Below are 17,477 nucleotides of genomic sequence, written 5' to 3' on the forward strand. Positions count from 1 at the left end.
GCGGCGGTCACGCTTCCTCCGCCGTCGCCGTCCAGCGCGCCAGCCGGTCCTGCGCCTGCCCGGTCAGCGCGCCGAGGATCGCCGCCTCCCGCGCCATCAGCAGCCTCTCCGGGGCGAGGAGATGCGCCGTGCCGCCCCCGGCGGCCGCAGGGAGCTCCACCGCGCCCGCCACAACCCCGCCGAGCGAGGTGCCCTCCTCCACGGGGCGCAGCGGCAGCCCGGCCGGCAGCACGTCCGCCGCCCGGTCCACCAGCAGGGCCACCGGCCCGTCGAGCGAAGGCTCCACCGCTCCTCCGGGACCGGCGGCCGTCAGCAGGATCAGGTGGCGATAGGGATGGGGTTCCCCGGCCGGCAGGCCGAGCAGTGCGGCGAGGGACACCACGGGCACGGCGGCCCCGCCAAGGTTCAGGAAGCCGGCGAGAGGCCCTGGCAGCCCCGGGGGCGAGTCCAGGCGGGGCAGGGGGAGCAGGGCCCGCACGGCCGCCTGCGGGAGGGCGAGGAGCGCCCCACCGGCGGAGAAGAGCACGAGCGCGCCGGGGAAGCCGACTGGGCGCGGCTCGGGGGCGAGCACCGGCGCAGGGCGAGGGTCGCCGCCGCGGGCCTCCGGCTCAGGCATTCAGGCTTTTGGGCATTCAGGCTTTCGGGCACTCAGGCCCGGCGGCCGCGCCGGGTGGCCGGGCGCTCCGCGGGCTGCGCCAGCGGCTCGGCCCCGGCGGGGCGGCCGGCATCGAAGCCGAGGAAGCCGATCTCCGGGCGCGGGCTGCCGCCATCCCCGGCGAAGAGCCGCGCGCGCACCGGCGCGGCGGGGGCGGAGGAGCCCGTCCGGGCCCCGCGCGGCGGGTCGCTCAGAAGGCCCGAGGGGCGGGCGGGCGCATCGGCCTCCTCCTCCGCCCCTGCGCGGGCGGCGGCGGCGGGTGCCTCACGCCCGTTCCGGCCGCGGCGGGCGGCGGGCGGCGGCGCCGGCTCGGATGGCGCGAAGGTCGGGCCGCTCCCGGCGCTGCCGCGGGCGGAGAGAAGGTAGAAGGCGATCTCGTTCCGCCCCTGGTCCACCGCCGCGTCCACCGGGGTTAGGCCGAGCTGGTTCCGCGCGTTGAGGTCGGCGCCGCGCCCCATGGCCTCCCGCGCCGCCGCCAGGTCGCCGCGGTTCACGGCGTCGAACAGCGCGTCGTTGGGGGAGAGGCTGGCGCTCGGCGTCTCCGAGGGGATGGGCTCCACCGCCCGGCGGTTGGCCAGGCCCGGCAGGGCCGGCGGCGGGGGGCGGCTGCCCCCTCCCTGGGCCGTCGGCATGGGCGCGCTCCGGCCGATCATGCCGCCGCCCGTCTGGGCGAGGACGGGGGATGCCAGCAGCGGGCCGGCCAGGACGAGGAGGAGGGGGAGGCGGCGCATGGTCCCCTCTATAGTCCCCCGCGCCCGATGGGGCCAATCCCGATAGGGATAATCCCGGCCTGCCCGCCCCCGGATCGCGCCCTCGCCGCCAGGGGCGTCAGGCGCAGCCCTGGCCGCGGAAGGTGTACCGGGAGACGCGGCCCTCCCGCAGCGCGAAGGTCACGTCGCACTGCACGGGGGCGTAGGTGGTGCCGACATAGCCGCCCCCGTAGAAGCCGCGCCCGTAGGGGCCGTAGAAGGGGCCACCCCCGAAGCCGGCGGGGAAGGCGACGGTGCGCTGCTCGTCGTACTGCAGGAACTTCTCCCCGCCCGTCTCGTAGTGCCGCGTCGGCACGCCGAGCGTCGAGACGACCTCCAGCTCGGACCGACCGACGAAGGTGGCGAGCCGCTGGTCCAGGGTAGGCCCTGTGGCGCAGGCGGCGAGGGCGAGGCCAAGGCCGAGGAAAGGGAGGAGGGAGAGGGCGCGTCGCATGCTCTCTATCTGGGATGCCCGGCGCCCCTGCGGAAGGGCCGTGTTCACGGTTCGGCCCCTCCCTCGGCACGCCCGCTCAGCGATTGGGCGCCGGCCCGTCCGCCGTGATTCCGGCCTCGCGCACGAGGCTGCCCCAGCGCTCCATGTCTGTCGCCATCCGCCGCCCGAAGGCCTCCGCCGTGCCGCCCGCGAGGTTGTAGCCCTGCGAGGCGAGCGCCTGCCCCGCCTCCGGGGAGGCGAGCACGGCGTTCACCGCCTCGTTCAGCCCCGCCAGCACGGCGGGGGGCGTCCGCGCGGGGGCGAGGAGGCCGAACCAGTCCCGCACGGTCACGCCCTCCACCCCGCCCTCGGCCAGGGTGGGGGAATCCGGCAGCAGCGGCAGGCGCGCGGGGGCGGTGACGGCGGCGGCCCGGAGCGGGCCGCCGCGGGTCAGCTCCGCCGCGCCGCTCACGGGCATGAACATCGCCTGCACCTCGCCCGCCGTCACGCCCGTCACGGCGCCCGCCGTTCCGCGATAGGGCACGTGCAGCAGCCGCAGCCCGGCCTGGCGCTGGAACAGCTCCATCAGCAGGTGGTGCGGCGTGCCGATGCCGGGAGAGGCGTAGTTCAGCGCCTCCGGCCGGCCCTTCGCGCGGGCGACGAATTCCGCGAGGTCCGCGCCGCCGGAGGGGTGCAGGACCAGGGCGTAGTCCACCTCCGTCAGCATCGCGATCGGGGCGAAGGAGGCGATCGGGTCGTAGGGAAGGCTGGCGTAGAGGCCGGCGTTCATCACCAGCGTGGTGGTGTGGACCATCAGCGTGTGCCCGTCCGGCGCGGCGCGGGCGACGAGGCCGGCGCCGATGTTGCCGCTGGCGCCCGGCCGGTTGTCCACCACCACGGGCCCGCCGAGCCGCTTCTGCAGCCCTTCCGCGACAACCCGGGCCACGATGTCCGGCGGCGCGCCGGGGGTGAAGGGCACGATGATGGTGACGGGCTGGCGGCCCGCGCCGGGCAGGCTGAAGACGGATTGGCCGAGGGCGGGCAGGGGCAGCGCGGCCGCCCCGCAGGCGAGGAGGAGCCGGCGGCGGGAGGTGCGGTGGGAGCCGAGGTCCATGGCGGGCTTCGTCCGGTTGGAGGCGTGGGGATAGCCATTCCGCAACTCACTCGCAATTGCGGGGGACGCGGGGCTGTCCCCGCTTTCCGGCGCCCCGCTCCCCTTTCGCCCAACCCCCTTCCGCCTCGGTCCATGTCGGCGCAACCTTTCGCGCCGCAGCACCGGAAGGAAGCCCGCCTTGCCCGATCCCGCCACTCTCGACCGCCTGCGCGCCGCCGTGGAGAAGAACTTCGAGGCCGAGACCGCCTTCCTCTCCGAGCTGGTGCGCTTCCCCAGCCTGCGCGGGCGGGAGGCGCCGCTGCAGGACTGGTTCGCGCGGCAGATGGCCGGGCGCGGCTACCAGGTGGATCGCTACACCCTGGCCGACGTGCCGCTGGAGAGCCACGAGAAGGCGGCGCCGATGGTGGACGTGGACCCCGCCGGCTCCGTGCAGGTGGTGGCGACGAAGCGCGCGAGGGAGGCGGGCGGGCGCAGCCTGATCCTGCAGGGCCACATCGACGTGGTGCCGGAAGGCCCGACGAGCATGTGGACGCACCCGCCCTACGCCGGGGTGGTGCGCGACGGCTGGCTCTATGGCCGCGGCGCGAACGACATGAAGGCCGGCGTGGCCGCCATGGTCTTCGCCATGGACGCGCTGAAGGAGGCCGGGTTGACGCCGAAGGGCGACATCCACGTGCAGACCGTGACGGAGGAGGAGAGCACGGGCAATGGCGCCCTCTCCACTCTGCTGCGCGGCTACCGCGCCGATGCCTGCCTCATCCCGGAGCCGACCGGGGGCACCATCACCCGTGCGCACACCGGCACCATCTGGTTCCGCCTGCGCGTGCGCGGCGTGCCCGTGCATGTCGCGGTGGCCGATAGCGGCACCAACGCCATCCTCTCCGCCATGCACCTGATCCAGGCCTTGCAGAGGTTCACCGCGGAGCTGAACGAGAAGGCGAAGGCCGATCCCTCCTTCGGCGGGGTGAAGAACCCCATCAAGTTCAACCCCGGCATCATCCGCGGCGGCGACTGGGCCTCCTCCACCCCTTCCTGGTGCGAGGTGGATTGCCGCATCGGCCTCACGCCCTCCATGGAGGTTTCCGAGGTGCGGAAGGGGATCGAGCGCGCGGTGGAGGCGGCGCGCGCCGGCGACACCTTCCTGGCGAACAACCCGCCGGAGATCACCTGGCACGGCTTCGTCGCCGACGGCTACGTGCTGGAGGAGGGCAGCGAGGCGGAGCGCGTGCTGGCTGCCGCGCATCAGCAGGCCTTCGGCGCAGGGATGGAGGCGCGGCTCTCCACCGCCGTGAACGACACGCGCTACTACGGCCGCTACTACGCCACCCCCGCCCTCTGCTACGGCCCGGGCGGCGAGGGGAATCACGGCTTCGACGAGCGGACGAACCTGGAGCTGCTGAAGAAGACCACGCTCTCCATGGCCGCCTTCATCGCGGACTGGTGCGGGGTGGAGTAGCCCCGCCATGGCCCGCTACGTCACCGGCGCCCTGCCGCCGTCGCTGGACCCGGCGCTGGTCGCCCTGCTGGAGAAGGCGGAGACCGCCACCATCGGGCACTGGCGCCACTGGGGCTTCGTGGACCGCCGCGTCGCGCCCCTGCTGCCGCGCCGCCGCGTGGCGGGCACCGCCTTCACGGTGATGCTGCCCGCCAATGACGGCACCATCCTCGCCCACGCGCTGGACCATCTGCGCCCCGGCGACGTGCTGGTGGTGGACCGGCTCGGCGACGACCGCCACGCCTGCATCGGCGGCGGGCTCGCCGTGGCGGCGCAGGCGGCCGGCGCCGTGGCCGCCGTGGTGGACGGGCCCTGCACGGACCTAGAGGAGATCGAGGAGGCGGGCTTCCCCGTGTGGTGCCGCGGCCTCGCCCCGGTCACCACGCAGGTGCTGGACATGGGTGGGGGGATGAACGTGCCGGTCAGCATCGGCGGCGCGGTGGTGATGCCGGGCGACGCGGTGATCTGCGACAACAGCGGCGTCCTGGTCCTGCCGCCCGGCGAGGCGGAGGCCGAGGCCCGGCGCGCGATCGAGACCCAGGCCCGCGGGATCGAGACGGCCCGGCGCGTGGCCGCGGGGGAGGTCCGCATGGGCGCGCTCTCGGGCGCGACCGCGCGCGTGACCGGAGGGTAGGGCGCCCGGGTGGGGGCGCCCCGCCGCTCCTACTCCTTCCGCACGCCCCAGAACACCGGCACCGTCGTCGGCCGGATTCCCGTGACGTTGCTGCGCCAGGCCGCGTTGGTGCGGAACTGGCCGCCGTTGATGTAGGGCAGCACTTCGTAGGCGCGGGCATGGACCCCATCCAGCAGCGCGCGGCGCTTCTCCGGGTCGCCCTCGGCCGCCCAGGCGGCGCGCAGCCGCTCCAGCTCCTCGTCGCAGGGCCAGCCGGCCGGCGCCGCGTCGCAGGTGCTGGCGAGGTAGAGGTTGGAGAGAGGGTCCGCGGAGTCCAGCGCGTTGGCGATGGTGATGAACAGGTTCCACCCGCCCTGCGCCGGCGGCTCGCGCCGGTTGCGGCGGGCGGTCAGCGTGCCCCAGTCCATCGCCTGCACGTCCATGTTCAGCCCGATGCTCTTGAAGGCCTCGGCCATCACCAGCGTGGCGGCGTTGTTCAGCCCGCTGTCGGTGGCGTTGAGGAACACCACGGGCCGGCCGTCATACCCCGCCTCGCGCAGCAGGGTGCGGGCGCGGTCCAGCTCGGGCCGCTGCAGGCCGCGCGCGCCGGCGGCCGTCTCCAGCGGCGTGCCGCACATGAAGTAGGAGGGGCAGTAGGGCACCTGCTCCGCGGGTCGGATGCCCATCCCCTCCAGCACGTCGCGCTGGTTCAGCGCGAGGAGCAGCGCCTGGCGGGCGCGCGGATCGTTGAAGGGAGGCTGCGCGTGGTTCAGGCGCAGCCAGGCCATATTGCCCACCGGGTTCACAGGCGCCACCCTCACGCGCCGGTTGCGCTCCAGCGTCGGGATCAGGTCGGGCGGGGGCTGCTCCACGAAGTCCAGCTCGCCATTGCCCAGTGCGTTCACCGCCACGGTGGCGTCGGGCATCGTCACCCATTCCACGCGGTCCACGTGCACGGCCTTGCTGCCGGCCAGGCCGTCCGGCGCCTCCTCCCGCGCGCGGTAGTTCGGGTTGCGGAGGTACACGGCGCGGTCGCCCGCCCGCCACTCGCTCGCCTGGAAGATGAAGGGGCCGGAGCCGATCGCCTCCGTGATCGCTGTGTTGGGCGGTGTCCGGGCGATGCGCTCGGGCATGATGAACAGCGCGCTGCCCGTCGGGCGTGCCAGGGCTTCCAGCACGAGGCCGAAGGGGCGGGCGAGGCGGATCTCGAAGGTCCTCTCGTCCACCACCTCCATCGTGCCCGTGGCGGCCGCCATGGCCCGGCCCACCACGTCGCGCTGCGCCCAGCGGCGGATGGAGGCGACGGCGTCCGCCGCCCGCACGGGCTGGCCGTCGTGGAAGGCCAGCCCGTCGCGCAGGGTGAAGCGCCAGGTCATCCGGTCGTCGGAAACGGTCCAGTCCCGCACCATCTGCGGGCGGGGCACGCCCTTGCTGTCGAGGCCGAAGAGCTGGTCGTAGACGAAGAAGCCGTGGTTGCGGACCGTGGCCGCCGTGGACTGCACGGGATCGAGGCTGGCCGCCGGCAGGTTCAGCGAGATCCGCAGCGTGGTCTGCGCGGCGGCGGGCCCGGCCGGGGCGAGAGCGGCCCAGGTCAGCGCGGTGCAGGCGCCGAGGTGGAGGGCGAGGCGGCGCAGCGGCATGGGAGCTCCTTCGGCGGTCCAAACCGCCGCACATTCCCGGAACGTTTAGCACGATCCATGCCGGCCGGGGTGCTCACGACGGCCGCAGCCGGCGGTCAGACTGCCCGCACCGTTTCCTTCGCCGCCTCGTACTCGGCGCGGAGCCGCGCGATCAGCTCCGCCGCCGGCTGCACCGCGCCGATCGCGCCGATGCCCTGCCCCGATCCCCAGATGTCCTTCCAGGGCTTGCTGCGGTTGGCGGAGAAGTTGACCGAGGACGGGTCGGGCCGCGGCAGGTCGTCGGGGTCCAGCCCCGCGTTGCGGATGGAGGGGCGCAGGTAGTTGCCCATCACGCCGGTGAAGAGGTCGCTGTAGACGATGTCTCCCGCGGCCCCCTCCACGATCATCGCCTTGTAGCCCTCGGCGGCGCGCGCCTCCTCCGTCGCGATGAAGGCGCTGCCGATATACGCCACGTCCGCCCCCATCACCTGCGCCGCCAGGATGGCGCGGCCTGTGGCGATGGCGCCGGAGAGGGCGATGGCCCCGTCGAACCAGGCGCGCGTCTCCTGCACCAGCGCGAAGGGGGAGATGCTGCCGGCGTGCCCGCCCGCGCCGGCCGCCACCAGCACCAGACCGTCCGCGCCCTTCTCCACCGCCTTCCGCGCGAAGGTCTGATTGATCACGTCGTGCAGCACGTAGCCGCCATAGGCGTGCACCGCCTCGTTCACGTCCGGCCGCGCGCCGAGAGAGGTGATGACGAGGGGCACCCGGTGCTTCGCGCAGAGGGCGAGGTCGTGCTCCAGCCGGTCGTTGGAGCGGTGGACGATGAGGTTGATGGCGAAGGGTGCCGATGGCCGGTCCGGGTGCGCGGCGTCGTGCGCGTCCAGCCTCTCCCGGATCTCCGCCAGCCACTCGTCCAGCTGCTCCGCCGGCCGCGCGTTCAGCGAGGGCATGCTGCCCACGATCCCGCTGGTGCACTGGGCCACGACGAGATCCGGCACGGAAATGATGAAGAGCGGGGATCCGATCACCGGCAGCCGGAGCCGCTGCCGCAGCAGGTCACGCAGTCCCATGAGCTCTTCCCGTGCGGTTCCTCGGCCCGGAGCCTACCGCCCCTCCCGCCGCCACGCCACCACGGCCACGCCCAGTACCAGCAGCAGCGCCAGCCAGGGCGGCAGAAGCGGCAGGGCGGAGATGCCGGTTATCGTGTGGTCCTCCCGCCGCACCAGCCCGATCCAGCCGGGGCCGCTGGCGTCGCGCCCCATGGAGACGCGGCGCACATCCGGCAGGGCCGATCCGTCGCCAATCCAGCGCGCGGCGCCGCCGCTGGCCTGCACCAGATTCCCCATGCGCCCGGGATCGGCGCGCAGGTCGGCCACTTCCGGCGGGTTGGCTGCCTCGGCGGCGGCGAAGGCGGTGCGGGTGCCATCGGTCGCGGACCACACGCCGGGCGAGGCCGCCGGCAACTCCACCACCGCGCGCCCGCCCTCGCGCCGCTCCGGCGCATGGCGGCTGACCGTGCCATCCGGCGCCGTGACGGTGATCTCCGGCGGCGGCGCGTCGGAGAGGCTGCGGCGCGTCACCGTCAGCCGCCCTTGGGCAATGGCGGCGGTCAGGTCCTCCTCCTCCAGCTCCGGCTCGCGCATCAGCCAGTGGGCGATGCGGCGCAGGAGCTCCGCCTGCGGCCCGCCGCCATCATGCCCGCGCGACCAGAGCCAGATCTGGTCCGACAGCAGCAGCGCCACGCGCCCCTCGCCCACGCGGTCCATCAGCAGCAGGGGATTGCCGTCCGGCCCGTTCATGATGTTGGCGCCGCTGCGCGCCTCCGCCCGCAGCATCCGGTACCAGCGCCCCCAGCCCGGCTGCGCGGCGGCGTTCGCGTTGGCGCCGGTCAGCCCCTCCGTCACGGGGTGGCGGAGCCCGGTCTCGCTCACCTGGGCGCGGAAGGGCGCCTCCAGCAGCGCCGCGCCGCCGGGCAGGGGGCGCGCGGGCAGCACCTGGCCCAGCGGCGTGTTGGCCAGCGATGCCGGGCCGGTGAACTCCGGCCCCACGGACATCAGCAGCGCGCCCCCCTGGCGCACGTGGTCCGCGATGTTCCGCAGGTACTGCGGCGGCAGAATGCCGCGGTTGGAGAAGCGGTCGAAGACGATCAGGTCGAACTCGCGCAGCTTCAGCTGGAACAGCTCCCGCACGGGAAAGGCGATCAGCGCCAGCTCGTTCAGCGGCGTCAGGTCGTCCTTCTCCGGCGGGCGCAGGATGGTGAAGTGGACGAGGTCGACGTTCGGGTCCGCCTTCAGCAGCCGCCGCCAGGTGCGCTCCCCCGCATGGGGCTCGCCGGAGACCAGCAGCACGCGCAGCCGGTCCCGCACGCCGTTCACGGTGACGATCGCGCGGTTGTTCAGGGCGGAGACCTCGCCCGGCCGTTCATCGGCGGTGATCTCCACCACGCTCGGCCCGCCGCGCTCAATCGGCAGGGCGATGCGGTGCTCCCGCCCGGGCACCACGCTCTCCACGCGCGGCGTGCCGCCGTCGCGCCGGATGGAGAGGCGCACGGGGGCGTCGGAGGCGGGCGCGCCCAGGTCCTCCACCACCACGCGCATCTCCACGCCGCGCCCGACGATGCCGAAGCCCGGCGCCTCGATCACGCGCAGCCGCCGGTCCACCTCGCCCGCGCGTCCCGGCAGCAGCAGGTGCAGCGGCGCCTCCGCGGGGAAGCTCACGGGCACGTCGTGCACCTGCCCGTCGCTGAGCGCGACGATCCCCGCCAGCCGCGCGCGGGGGATGTCGGCCAGCCCGCGCTCGATGGCGGCGAAAAGGCGCGTGCCCTGGTTCCCGCCCTCCTCCGCAACCACCGTGCGGACCTCGAGGTCCGGCAGGCGGCCGAGGCGAGCCTCGATCTGCGCCCGCGCCGCGGCGATCGCGGCCTCGCGCCCGGCCACGGTGGTGGAGGCGCTGTTGTCCACGGCCAGCAGCGCGATGTCCGGCCGGACCTCCCGCGTCTGCTGCACCAGCCGGGGATTGGAGATGGCGCCGAGGATCAGCAGGAAGGCCAGCGCGCGCCACCCGGCCCCGCGCGCGCGCCGGACCAGCGCGGGCAACAGCGCCAGCACCGCCAGCACGGCGAGCGCGACGACGAGCCAGGCCGGGAGGACGGGCGCGAAGTCGATGGAGGAGAGGGAGCGGACCATCAGTTCCCCAGCCTCTCGAGGATGGCGGGCACGTGCACCTGGTCGCCCTTGTAGTTGCCGGTCAGCGCGTAGATCACGAGGTTCACGCCGAAGCGGTAGGCCAGCACCCGCTGCCGCGCCCCGCCGGGAATGACGGCGTAGGGATTGCTCCCCCGCCCGTCCACCGCCCAGGCGGAGGCCCAGTCGTGCCCGCCGATGATGACGGGGGAGACGCTGTCATTCGCCCGGTCCGTGTCCCGCGCGATCCAGACGGGGCCGCCGGCGTAGCGCCCGGGCAGGTCCGGCAGCAGATAGAAGGCGCGCTTCAGCACGTGATCGTCCGGCAGCGGCGCCAGCGGCGGCACCTGCAGGCGGGAGGTCAGCCGGCGCAGCGCGGCGTCGGCGCCGAGCGAGACGCCCTCGCCCGATCCCTCGTTGCGCGTGTCAAAGAGGATGATGCCGCCGTTCCGCATGAAGGCGTTCAGCGCCTCCACCGCGCGCGCATCCGGCGCCGCCGCGTCCGGCAGCACCACCCAGAGCAACAGGGGGTAGAGGGAGAGGTCGTCCACCCCCGGCCGCAGCGCGGCGGGCTCGGCCAGGTTCGCGGCGGTGCGCCGGTTCACGTACTCGGACAGTCCGACGAGACCCTGGCGGGAGACGTCGTCCGTGGCCGTGTCGCCCGTGACGACATAGGCCAGCCGCGTCGCCAGCGCCGCCGTGCCCTCCTGCCTCGGCGCCTGCGCCTGCGCCATCCCCGGCACGAGGATCGCCAGCGCCAGCAGCGCGGCCCGCGCGCGCAGCCCCAGCCCGCGGCTCTGCAGGGACAGCAGCAGATCCGCCGCCAGCAGCACCAGTGCCGCCGCCAGCAGCCAGGGGCCGAGGTCGCGCTCCGCCGGAATGCCGCCGATCCGCGTCTCCCGCGCGCCGGAAGGCGGGGCGGCGGCAGGCGATGGCGCGGGCAGGCGGGCCGAGAGGTTCAGCGCCCGCCTTTCCCCGCCCTCGCCGGGCGTGCCGTACCAGCCCGGCGGGTTGCGCGGGCCGGGCGTGGTGGAATCCAGCCGCGCCGCGAGGATCGGGCCGGCGACGGGCGGCGGGGCGCCGAGGCGGCCGAAGCCGTCCAGCGTCTCCACCGGCGCCAGCGGCGCCTCGCCCTCGGAACCGGCCACGCCGGAGGAGAGGGCGACGATCCGCCGGAGCATGTCGATGTAGAGGCCGGACAGCGGCAGGTTGGACCAGTCCGCATTGGCGGTGGCGTGGAACAGCACGATCCGCCCCTGTCCCCGGTTCTCGAAGGTCACCAGCGGCGTGCCGTCGGACAGCCGCGCCCAGCTCCGCTCCGCCAGGCGCGGGATCGGCTCGGCGAGGACCTGGGTGGTCACGGTCACCTCGGCCGGGGGCGTCAGCCCGGCGAAGGGGCTGCCCTCCGCGAAGGGCGCCAGGGTCTGCGGGCGTTCCCAGGACAGCGCGCTGCCCAGCGCCCGCTCTCCCGCGCGCAGCGGCACGGGCAGCAGCGCGTCGCCCTTCTCCGCCAGCCGCGGCCCGGCGAAGCGCAGCAGCAGCCCGCCGCCCTCCACGAAGCGGGCCACCGCCTCCGTCTCCGCGCCCTCGGCCAGCGGACGGTCCGCCAGCACCAGCACGGCGAGGCGGCGGGAGAGCAGCGTCTCCAGCGTGCCGCGCCGCACCTCCGCGAAGGGGGAGAGGGCGCGGTCCAGGTAGTAGAGCGAGCCGGTCAGCGGCGTGTCCGCCGCCTCCTCCTGCGCGGCCAGCAGCCCGACGGGGCGGCGGCGGAAGCGCTCGTCCAGCAGCACCACGCCGGCGGCGCCGGGTGGTGCGCCCGTGGAGCCGCCTTCCAGCATCAGCTGCGTCACGCTGTTGCGGATCTCCACCGGCAGCTCCAGCGCCCCCTCCGCCTCCGTGGCGCCGGCCGCGAGCGGCAGGGTGGCGCGGCCGAGGGTGCGGCCATCCGGCGTCATCGCCAGCACCGCGGCCTCTCCCGCCGGCCCGCCGGGGGCGCGGCGCAGGCCGAGCACGAGCCGGTCCGCCTCCGCGCGCGGGGGCAGCAGCACGCGCGCCGTGCCGGGCGCCCCGCGCGCCACCTGCAAGGGACCGGCATCGGAGAGGGCCGTCATCAGCGCCGCGCCGTCGTCACCGACATGGGCCAAGCCATCGCTGACGTAGAGGCTGGCGAAGGTGCCGTTGCGCCATCCCCGCAGCGCGTCCAGCGCCGCCCGGCGGTCCGGCGCCCAGGAATGCGGCCGCAGCGCCGCCAGCCGGGCGCGCGCCTCCTCGGCGGGCATCCAGCCCGTGGGGCGCGGCGGCTCGCCCGTCACGCCGGGGCTGGTGGGCAGGATCGCCACGCGCCGCGCGGCCCGGGCCGCGGCGTCCAGCGCCGCCCCCGCCGCCGCCATCCGGTCCGGCCAGTCGGCGGAGGAGGCCCAGCCGTCATCCACCACGATCAGCAGCGGCTGGTCCCCCGTATCCCCCTGCGCCGCGTTCCAGACCGGCCGCGCGAGGCCGAGGATGATCAGCGCCGCCGCAACAAGCCGCAGCAGCAGCAGCCACCAGGGCGTGCGCGCCGGCGTCTCCTCCACCGCCGGCAGGTCGCGCAGGAAGCGGGAAGGCGGGAAGGACTGGGTGCGCGGCGTGGGCGGCGTGACGCGGAGCAGCCACCACAGGGCGGGGAGGGCGGCCAGCGCCACCAGCAGCCAGGGCGCGGCGAAGGAGAGGGCGCCGGTCATGAACGCCTTTCTTGCATCGTGTTCCCCGGGGCGTCCCGGGTCATCGGGGCCCCTGCGGGGCCAGGGCCTGCCAGAGCGCCATCAGCGCGGCTTCCGGCGGATGGTCCGTCCGGTGCGACAGCACGCGAAAGCCCAGCGACGCCGCGAGCGCGGAGAGCCCGGCCCGGTGCGCCGCCAGCCGCTCCTCGTAAAGCCCGCGTACGCCCTCCACCCGCGGCACCAGGGCGGGGTCCGTGCCGTCCATCGGCTCGAAGCGCACCCGGCCGCCATAGGGAAGGGTCTCCTCCGCCGGGTCCGTCAGCACCACCATCGTCCCGCGCAGCCCGGCGGCGGCGAGCGGCGCGAGCGCGGCTCGAATGTCCGGCAGCGGGGAGAGGAAGTCGCCGAACAGCACCCCGCGGGCGTGGCGGGGCAGGGCGCTGTCGGCGGGCGGGCCGGACTGCCCCTCCAGGCGCATCGCCAGCGCCGGCAGGGCGCCGCGCCCGGAGAGCCCGCGCCCGCCGCCGAGCAACCGCACCCGCTCCCCGCCCCGCAGCAGCAGGGAGGAAAGGGCGAGCAGCAGCAGGTCTGCCCGCGCCCGCTTGGTCGCGCGCGCGGGATGGCCGGACCAGTCCATGCCCGGCCCGGCATCCCGCCACAGCGCCACGGTCTGCGCGGATTCCCACTCCGTCTCCCGCAGGTAGAGCCGGTCGGACTTGGCGCTCTGCCGCCAGTCCACCCGCGCGGCGTCGTCGCCGGGCAGGTAGGGGCGGAACTGCCAGAAGCTGTCCCCCTGGCCGGAGCGGCGGCGTCCGTGGACGCCCTGCATCACTGTGGCGGCCACGCGCTCCGCGGCCACCACCAGCGGCGGCAGCCGGGCGGCGGCGGCCTCGGCCCTGAGGGGCAAACCTCCGCGGGAGAGCGGTCCCCCGTCAGCCAAGATCGGCCTTCAGCGCGCCGATCACCTCGGAGAGCCGGACGCCGTCCGCGCGCGCCGCGAAGCCCAGCGCCATGCGGTGGCGCAGGATCGGCTCGGCCAGCGCGATCACGTCCTCCACGCTCGGGGAGAGGCGGCCATCGAGCACCGCCCGCGCGCGCGTCGCCAGCATCAGCGCCTGGGCCGCGCGCGGGCCGGGGCCCCAGGACAGGTGCTCCCGCACGGCGGGGAGGGTCGCGGTGTCCGGCCGGGCGCCGCGCACCAGGCGCAGGATGGCGTCCAGAACCGCCTCGCCCACCGGCAGGCGGCGGATCAGGGACTGCGCGGCCATCAGCTCCGCCGCCGTCAGCGCCGCCTGGGGCCGGGCCTCGGTGGCGCCGGTGGTGGCGAGCAGCATGGCACGCTCCGCCGCCTCGTCGGGGTAGCCGATCTCGATCTCCAGCAGGAAGCGGTCCAGCTGGGCCTCGGGCAGGGGATAGGTGCCCTCCTGCTCGATCGGGTTCTGCGTCGCCAGCACGTGGAAGGGGGCTGGCAGGTCCAGCACCTCGCCGCCCACCGCCACGCGCCGCTCCTGCATGGCCTGCAGCAGCGCGGACTGGGTGCGGGGAGAGGCGCGGTTGATCTCGTCGGCCATCAGCAGCTGGCAGAAGACCGGGCCGCGCAGGAAGCGGAAGGCACGGCGGCCGCCCTCGGCCTCCTCCAGCACCTCGGAGCCGAGAATGTCGGAGGGCATGAGGTCCGGCGTGAACTGCACCCGGCGGGCGTCCAGCCCCATCACCGTGCCCAGCGTCTCCACCAGCTTCGTCTTGCCCAGTCCCGGCACGCCCACCAGCAGCATGTGCCCGCCGGCGAGCAGGGTGACGAGCGCCTGCTCCACCACCTCCTCCTGCCCCAGGATCACCTGGCCCACCGCGGCCCGCACCCGAGCGAGGCGGGCGGAGAGGGCCTCGGCCTCGCCCAGTAGCCTTTCGGCATCACCTGTCACTTCCGTGACGCCGGGCACTTCAACCATGCGTGGCCCCTTCTCATATGGCTGGACGGTAACGCCCTGGCCTCCGCCCCTCCGAAGATGGAGGCGGGACGGTGAAAGGGGAGGGTAGGGCCCTTCGATGGCGCGGAGGAAGTCACATGGCGCTGGGGATGCATGACGTTACGCAAGGCCGGAAAGCAGAAATGCCCCCGATAGCCCGATCGCCCCGCACGATCTGCGGCGATTTCCGCATGCGGATCGCGAAGGACGGCACCTGGTACTACCAGGGCAGCCCGATTGGGCGGAAGGAACTGGTCTGCCTCTTTGCCACTGTGCTGAAGCGGGAGGAGGACGGCAGCTACTGGCTGGAAACTCCCGCGGAGCGTGGCCGGATCGAGGTGGAGGACGCCCCCTTCGTGGCCGTGGAGCTGAATTGGGGCCACTGTTGTGGGGAGGGCGCCTGCGAAACGGGCACCCGCAAGCCCCCCGCCCGCCAGTGCCTGACCTTCCGCACCAACCTGGACGAGATGGTCTCGGCCGATGAGAGCCACCCGATCCGGGTCGAGGTTGACCCCGTGACGCGGGAGCCCCGCCCCTACATCACGGTGCGCCCGGGGCTTGAGGCCCGGATCAGCCGCCCCGTCTTCTACGAGCTGGTGGCGCTCGCCCAGCCGGAGACGGTGGACGGGCGCGAGGTGATGGGCGTCTGGAGCCAGGGCGTCTTCTTCATCATCGACGACAGCCCGGCCCCGGACACGGACGACCTGCCCGAGGACCTGGAAGAGCTGGACGACGAGCTGGCGTGACGGACGCCCTTCCGGTGCTCCGGCCGGGCCTTGCCCCGGCCGCGGTCGAGGCGCGCCTGGCCGAGCCCGCCCGCCTGGCCCGCGCCGAGGGCGATATGCAGCCGCCGCAAGGCCATCGTCGCTCGGCGGTGCTGGTTCCGATCCTGCTGCACGACGCGCCGACAATCCTGCTGACCCGGCGCGCCGCCACCCTCTCCTCCCATGCCGGGCAGGTGGCCTTTCCCGGCGGGCGGATCGAACCCGGCGAGACGCCCGAGGCCGCGGCCCTGCGCGAGGCCGCGGAGGAGGTGGGGCTGGACCCGCGCCTGCCGCGCCTGGCCGGGCGCCTGCCGGGGATGGTGACGGGCACGGGCTTCCACGTGGTTCCCGTGGTGGCCCTGCTGGACCCGCCCGTGACCCTCACCCCCTCGCCGGACGAGGTGGCGGAGATTTTCGAGTACCCGCTGGACCGCCTGCTGGACCCGGCCGGGCCGGAGAAGCGCAGCGGCGTCTTCGGCGGGCGCACGCGCCACTACTGGCAGTGGCCGCACGAGACGCAGACGATCTGGGGCGCCACGGCGAGCATGCTGCGGAGCCTCGCGCTGGCGCTGAGAGGCTGAGGCCTACCGGCCCGCCCGGCGCGGCGGCATAAAGGCCATCCATGCCCTATCTCGTTGAGGCGATCCTCTTCCTTGCACCCTTCGCGCTCTACGCGGTGTGGCTGCGCTTCAATCCCGGCCGGGCCGTGGCGGCGCACGTGATCGCGCTGGCGGTGGCGGGGCTCGTCGTCACGATCGGCGGGGCAATCATCTACGGGCTCTCCCGCGGGCAGAGCACCACCACTCTCTACGTTCCCTCCCGCATCGAGGCGGACGGCCCCGCCCGCCCGGTGCCGCCGGCGCGCGCCCCATGACGGAGGTCCCGTGACCGAGGACCCTCCGGTCGCGCGGATCGCGCCCCCCGCCATCCTGGCCGAGGCCGCCCCGGCCGCCGTCCTGGCGGCCCTGCCCGGCGGCCGCGCCGTGGGCGGGGCGGTGCGCGACGCCCTGGCGGGGCGCCCCGTGGCGGATGTGGACGTGGCCGCGCCCTTCCCGCCGGAGGAGATCGCGGCCCGCCTGGCCGCCGCCGGGCTGCGGGTGCACGAGACGGGGCTGGCCCACGGTACCGTCACCGCCGTGCTGAACGGTCTGCCTGTGGAGGTGACGAGCCTGCGCCGGGACGTGATGACGGATGGCCGGCACGCCGTGGTGGAGTGGACGACGAGCTGGCGGGAGGACGCGGCGCGGCGGGACTTCACGATGAATGCCCTCTCGCTCTCGGCGGAAGGCGAGCTGTGGGACTACTTCGACGGCCGCGCGGACCTGGAAGCCGGCCGCGTGCGCTTCGTGGGGGACCCGGCGACGCGGCTGGCCGAGGACCATCTCCGCGCCCTCCGCTACTTCCGCTTCCAGGCCCGCTACGGGCGCGGCGAGCCCGATCCTTCGGCGGTGGCGGCCATCCGCGGCGCCGTGCCCTCCCTCTCCCGCCTCTCGGTGGAGCGGATCTGGATGGAGCTGAAGCGCCTGCTGGCCGCGCCGGACCCGGCCGAGGCCGTGGCGCTGATGGAGGAGACGGGGGTGCTGCCTGCCGTGCTCGGCCCCGCCACGCTCGGCGCCGCCGGGGTGCTGCGGGCCCTGGCCGCCATCGGCGCCCCGGCGGACCCCATGCTGCGCTTCGACGCCTTGCTGACCCACGGGGCCGCCAGGGCCGCGCGGCGCCTGAAGGCGAGCGGCGAGGAGGTGGCGCGGCTGGTGGCCCGCTACCGCGCCGGGCACGACATCCTGCCGATCCAGCCCGCCATTGCGGCGGGCGGCCCGGAGGACGACGCGCTGCGCCGCCTGCTGGCCGATCAGTCCCGAGACCGGCTGGCCGACGCCGCCTGGCTGCGGCAGGCCGTGAACCGCGCCTGGGGCTGGCAGGGGCCGGACGATGCCGCCTGGAACCGCTTCCGGGCACGCCTGGAGGCGCTGCCCGTGCCGGTTTTCCCCCTGCAGGGGCGGGACGCGCTGGCGCTGGGCGTGAAACCCGGCCCGGAGATGGGCCGCCTGCTGGCGGAGACGCGCCGCTGGTGGCTGGAGGGCGGCTGCACCGCCGATCGGGAGGCCTGCCGTTCCCGATTGGTGGAAATGATGAGGGCCATTCACACGGAGACGCTTCCGAAAACGTGATCGGACGGGTTACGCC

The 17,477-nt window shown here is 75.0% G+C and carries 16 protein-coding genes; 6 read left to right on the forward strand and 10 right to left on the reverse strand.

The features are described 5' to 3' along the window. Positions 1–7: 7 nt before the first annotated feature. The 4 genes from VQH23_RS14275 to VQH23_RS14290 all read right to left on the reverse strand — a co-directional run bounded on the left by VQH23_RS14275 (position 8) and on the right by VQH23_RS14290 (position 2,951). Complete coding sequence (locus tag VQH23_RS14275) at positions 8–616, reverse strand: chemotaxis protein CheW (RefSeq protein WP_338661404.1); 609 nt, start codon at positions 614–616, stop codon at positions 8–10. A 32-nt stretch (positions 617–648) separates the two neighbouring features. Continuing rightward, a complete protein-coding gene (locus VQH23_RS14280) occupies positions 649–1,386 on the reverse strand; it encodes an ankyrin repeat domain-containing protein (protein WP_338661405.1) in 738 nt (245 codons plus the stop codon). 97 nt (positions 1,387–1,483) lie between these two features. Then, on the reverse strand, positions 1,484–1,858 hold the full coding sequence (locus VQH23_RS14285) for a hypothetical protein (protein WP_338661406.1): 375 nt from the start codon (positions 1,856–1,858) through the stop codon (positions 1,484–1,486). Positions 1,859–1,934: 76 nt separating this feature from the next. Further along, positions 1,935–2,951 (reverse strand): tripartite tricarboxylate transporter substrate binding protein, encoded by a 1,017-nt coding sequence (locus VQH23_RS14290; RefSeq protein ID WP_338661407.1) that lies wholly within the window; start codon positions 2,949–2,951, stop codon positions 1,935–1,937. A 178-nt stretch (positions 2,952–3,129) separates the two neighbouring features. Between VQH23_RS14290 and VQH23_RS14295 the strand changes: the two genes are divergently transcribed. Both VQH23_RS14295 and VQH23_RS14300 read left to right on the forward strand, forming a co-directional pair. Beyond that, positions 3,130–4,407, forward strand: a complete 1,278-nt coding sequence (locus VQH23_RS14295; RefSeq protein WP_338661408.1) for an ArgE/DapE family deacylase — start codon at positions 3,130–3,132, stop codon at positions 4,405–4,407. A gap of 7 nt (positions 4,408–4,414) precedes the next feature. Continuing rightward, the gene (locus VQH23_RS14300) at positions 4,415–5,080 is read left to right on the forward strand and encodes an RraA family protein (RefSeq protein ID WP_338661409.1); all 666 of its coding nucleotides are present in this window, start codon (positions 4,415–4,417) and stop codon (positions 5,078–5,080) included. A 29-nt stretch (positions 5,081–5,109) separates the two neighbouring features. Here VQH23_RS14300 and VQH23_RS14305 read toward each other — a convergent pair whose 3' ends face one another. The 6 genes from VQH23_RS14305 to VQH23_RS14330 form a co-directional block, all read right to left on the reverse strand. Continuing rightward, positions 5,110–6,699, reverse strand: coding sequence for an ABC transporter substrate-binding protein (locus tag VQH23_RS14305; RefSeq protein WP_338661410.1), 1,590 nt, complete (start codon positions 6,697–6,699; stop codon positions 5,110–5,112). A gap of 95 nt (positions 6,700–6,794) precedes the next feature. Next, positions 6,795–7,751 carry a nitronate monooxygenase family protein gene (locus VQH23_RS14310; protein WP_338661411.1) on the reverse strand — a complete coding sequence of 319 codons (957 nt, stop codon included), beginning with the start codon at positions 7,749–7,751 and terminating at the stop codon, positions 6,795–6,797. Positions 7,752–7,784: 33 nt separating this feature from the next. After that, a complete protein-coding gene (locus VQH23_RS14315; RefSeq protein WP_338661412.1) occupies positions 7,785–9,866 on the reverse strand; it encodes a glutamine amidotransferase in 2,082 nt (693 codons plus the stop codon). Beyond that, positions 9,866–12,583 carry a DUF4159 domain-containing protein gene (locus VQH23_RS14320; protein WP_338661413.1) on the reverse strand — a complete coding sequence of 906 codons (2,718 nt, stop codon included), beginning with the start codon at positions 12,581–12,583 and terminating at the stop codon, positions 9,866–9,868. The genes VQH23_RS14315 and VQH23_RS14320 overlap by 1 nt, the downstream gene beginning before the upstream one ends. 40 nt (positions 12,584–12,623) lie before the next feature. Next, positions 12,624–13,469, reverse strand: a complete 846-nt coding sequence (locus VQH23_RS14325) for a DUF58 domain-containing protein (protein ID WP_338661414.1) — start codon at positions 13,467–13,469, stop codon at positions 12,624–12,626. Positions 13,470–13,494: 25 nt separating this feature from the next. Further along, entirely contained in the window at positions 13,495–14,511 is a 1,017-nt protein-coding gene (locus VQH23_RS14330; RefSeq protein WP_338661415.1) for a MoxR family ATPase, read from the reverse strand. Positions 14,512–14,627: 116 nt separating this feature from the next. On the opposite strand from VQH23_RS14330, the gene VQH23_RS14335 reads away from it, so the two are divergent. From VQH23_RS14335 to VQH23_RS14350, 4 genes are read left to right on the forward strand one after another with little or no spacing between them, the layout of a single operon-like run. Then, positions 14,628–15,275 carry a DUF1285 domain-containing protein gene (locus tag VQH23_RS14335; RefSeq protein ID WP_408904212.1) on the forward strand — a complete coding sequence of 216 codons (648 nt, stop codon included), beginning with the start codon at positions 14,628–14,630 and terminating at the stop codon, positions 15,273–15,275. Further along, positions 15,272–15,874 carry a CoA pyrophosphatase gene (locus VQH23_RS14340; RefSeq protein ID WP_338661417.1) on the forward strand — a complete coding sequence of 201 codons (603 nt, stop codon included), beginning with the start codon at positions 15,272–15,274 and terminating at the stop codon, positions 15,872–15,874. The genes VQH23_RS14335 and VQH23_RS14340 overlap by 4 nt, the downstream gene beginning before the upstream one ends. Before the next feature lie 41 nt (positions 15,875–15,915). Beyond that, complete coding sequence (locus VQH23_RS14345) at positions 15,916–16,167, forward strand: hypothetical protein (RefSeq protein WP_338661418.1); 252 nt, start codon at positions 15,916–15,918, stop codon at positions 16,165–16,167. Positions 16,168–16,177: 10 nt separating this feature from the next. Continuing rightward, positions 16,178–17,461 carry a CCA tRNA nucleotidyltransferase gene (locus VQH23_RS14350; protein ID WP_338661419.1) on the forward strand — a complete coding sequence of 428 codons (1,284 nt, stop codon included), beginning with the start codon at positions 16,178–16,180 and terminating at the stop codon, positions 17,459–17,461. Positions 17,462–17,477 lie beyond the last annotated feature (16 nt).

Origin of the sequence: Pararoseomonas sp. SCSIO 73927 (assembly GCF_037040815.1) — a bacterium.
Taxonomy (GTDB): Bacteria; Pseudomonadota; Alphaproteobacteria; order Acetobacterales; family Acetobacteraceae; genus Roseomonas.

Excerpts from the sequence above, each read along its gene's own strand:
- VQH23_RS14275 (WP_338661404.1), bottom strand. The coding sequence starts at position 616 with ATGCCTGAGCCGGAGGCCCGCGGCGGCGACCCTCGCCCTGCGCCGGTG.
- VQH23_RS14285 (WP_338661406.1), bottom strand. The coding sequence starts at position 1,858 with ATGCGACGCGCCCTCTCCCTCCTCCCTTTCCTCGGCCTTGGCCTCGCC.
- VQH23_RS14330 (WP_338661415.1), bottom strand. The coding sequence starts at position 14,511 with ATGGTTGAAGTGCCCGGCGTCACGGAAGTGACAGGTGATGCCGAAAGG.
- VQH23_RS14290 (WP_338661407.1), bottom strand. The coding sequence starts at position 2,951 with ATGGACCTCGGCTCCCACCGCACCTCCCGCCGCCGGCTCCTCCTCGCC.
- VQH23_RS14345 (WP_338661418.1), top strand. The coding sequence starts at position 15,916 with ATGCCCTATCTCGTTGAGGCGATCCTCTTCCTTGCACCCTTCGCGCTC.
- VQH23_RS14315 (WP_338661412.1), bottom strand. The coding sequence starts at position 9,866 with ATGGTCCGCTCCCTCTCCTCCATCGACTTCGCGCCCGTCCTCCCGGCC.
- VQH23_RS14305 (WP_338661410.1), bottom strand. The coding sequence starts at position 6,699 with ATGCCGCTGCGCCGCCTCGCCCTCCACCTCGGCGCCTGCACCGCGCTG.
- VQH23_RS14300 (WP_338661409.1), top strand. The coding sequence starts at position 4,415 with ATGGCCCGCTACGTCACCGGCGCCCTGCCGCCGTCGCTGGACCCGGCG.
- VQH23_RS14335 (WP_408904212.1), top strand. The coding sequence starts at position 14,628 with ATGGCGCTGGGGATGCATGACGTTACGCAAGGCCGGAAAGCAGAAATG.
- VQH23_RS14280 (WP_338661405.1), bottom strand. The coding sequence starts at position 1,386 with ATGCGCCGCCTCCCCCTCCTCCTCGTCCTGGCCGGCCCGCTGCTGGCA.
- VQH23_RS14310 (WP_338661411.1), bottom strand. The coding sequence starts at position 7,751 with ATGGGACTGCGTGACCTGCTGCGGCAGCGGCTCCGGCTGCCGGTGATC.
- VQH23_RS14320 (WP_338661413.1), bottom strand. The coding sequence starts at position 12,583 with ATGACCGGCGCCCTCTCCTTCGCCGCGCCCTGGCTGCTGGTGGCGCTG.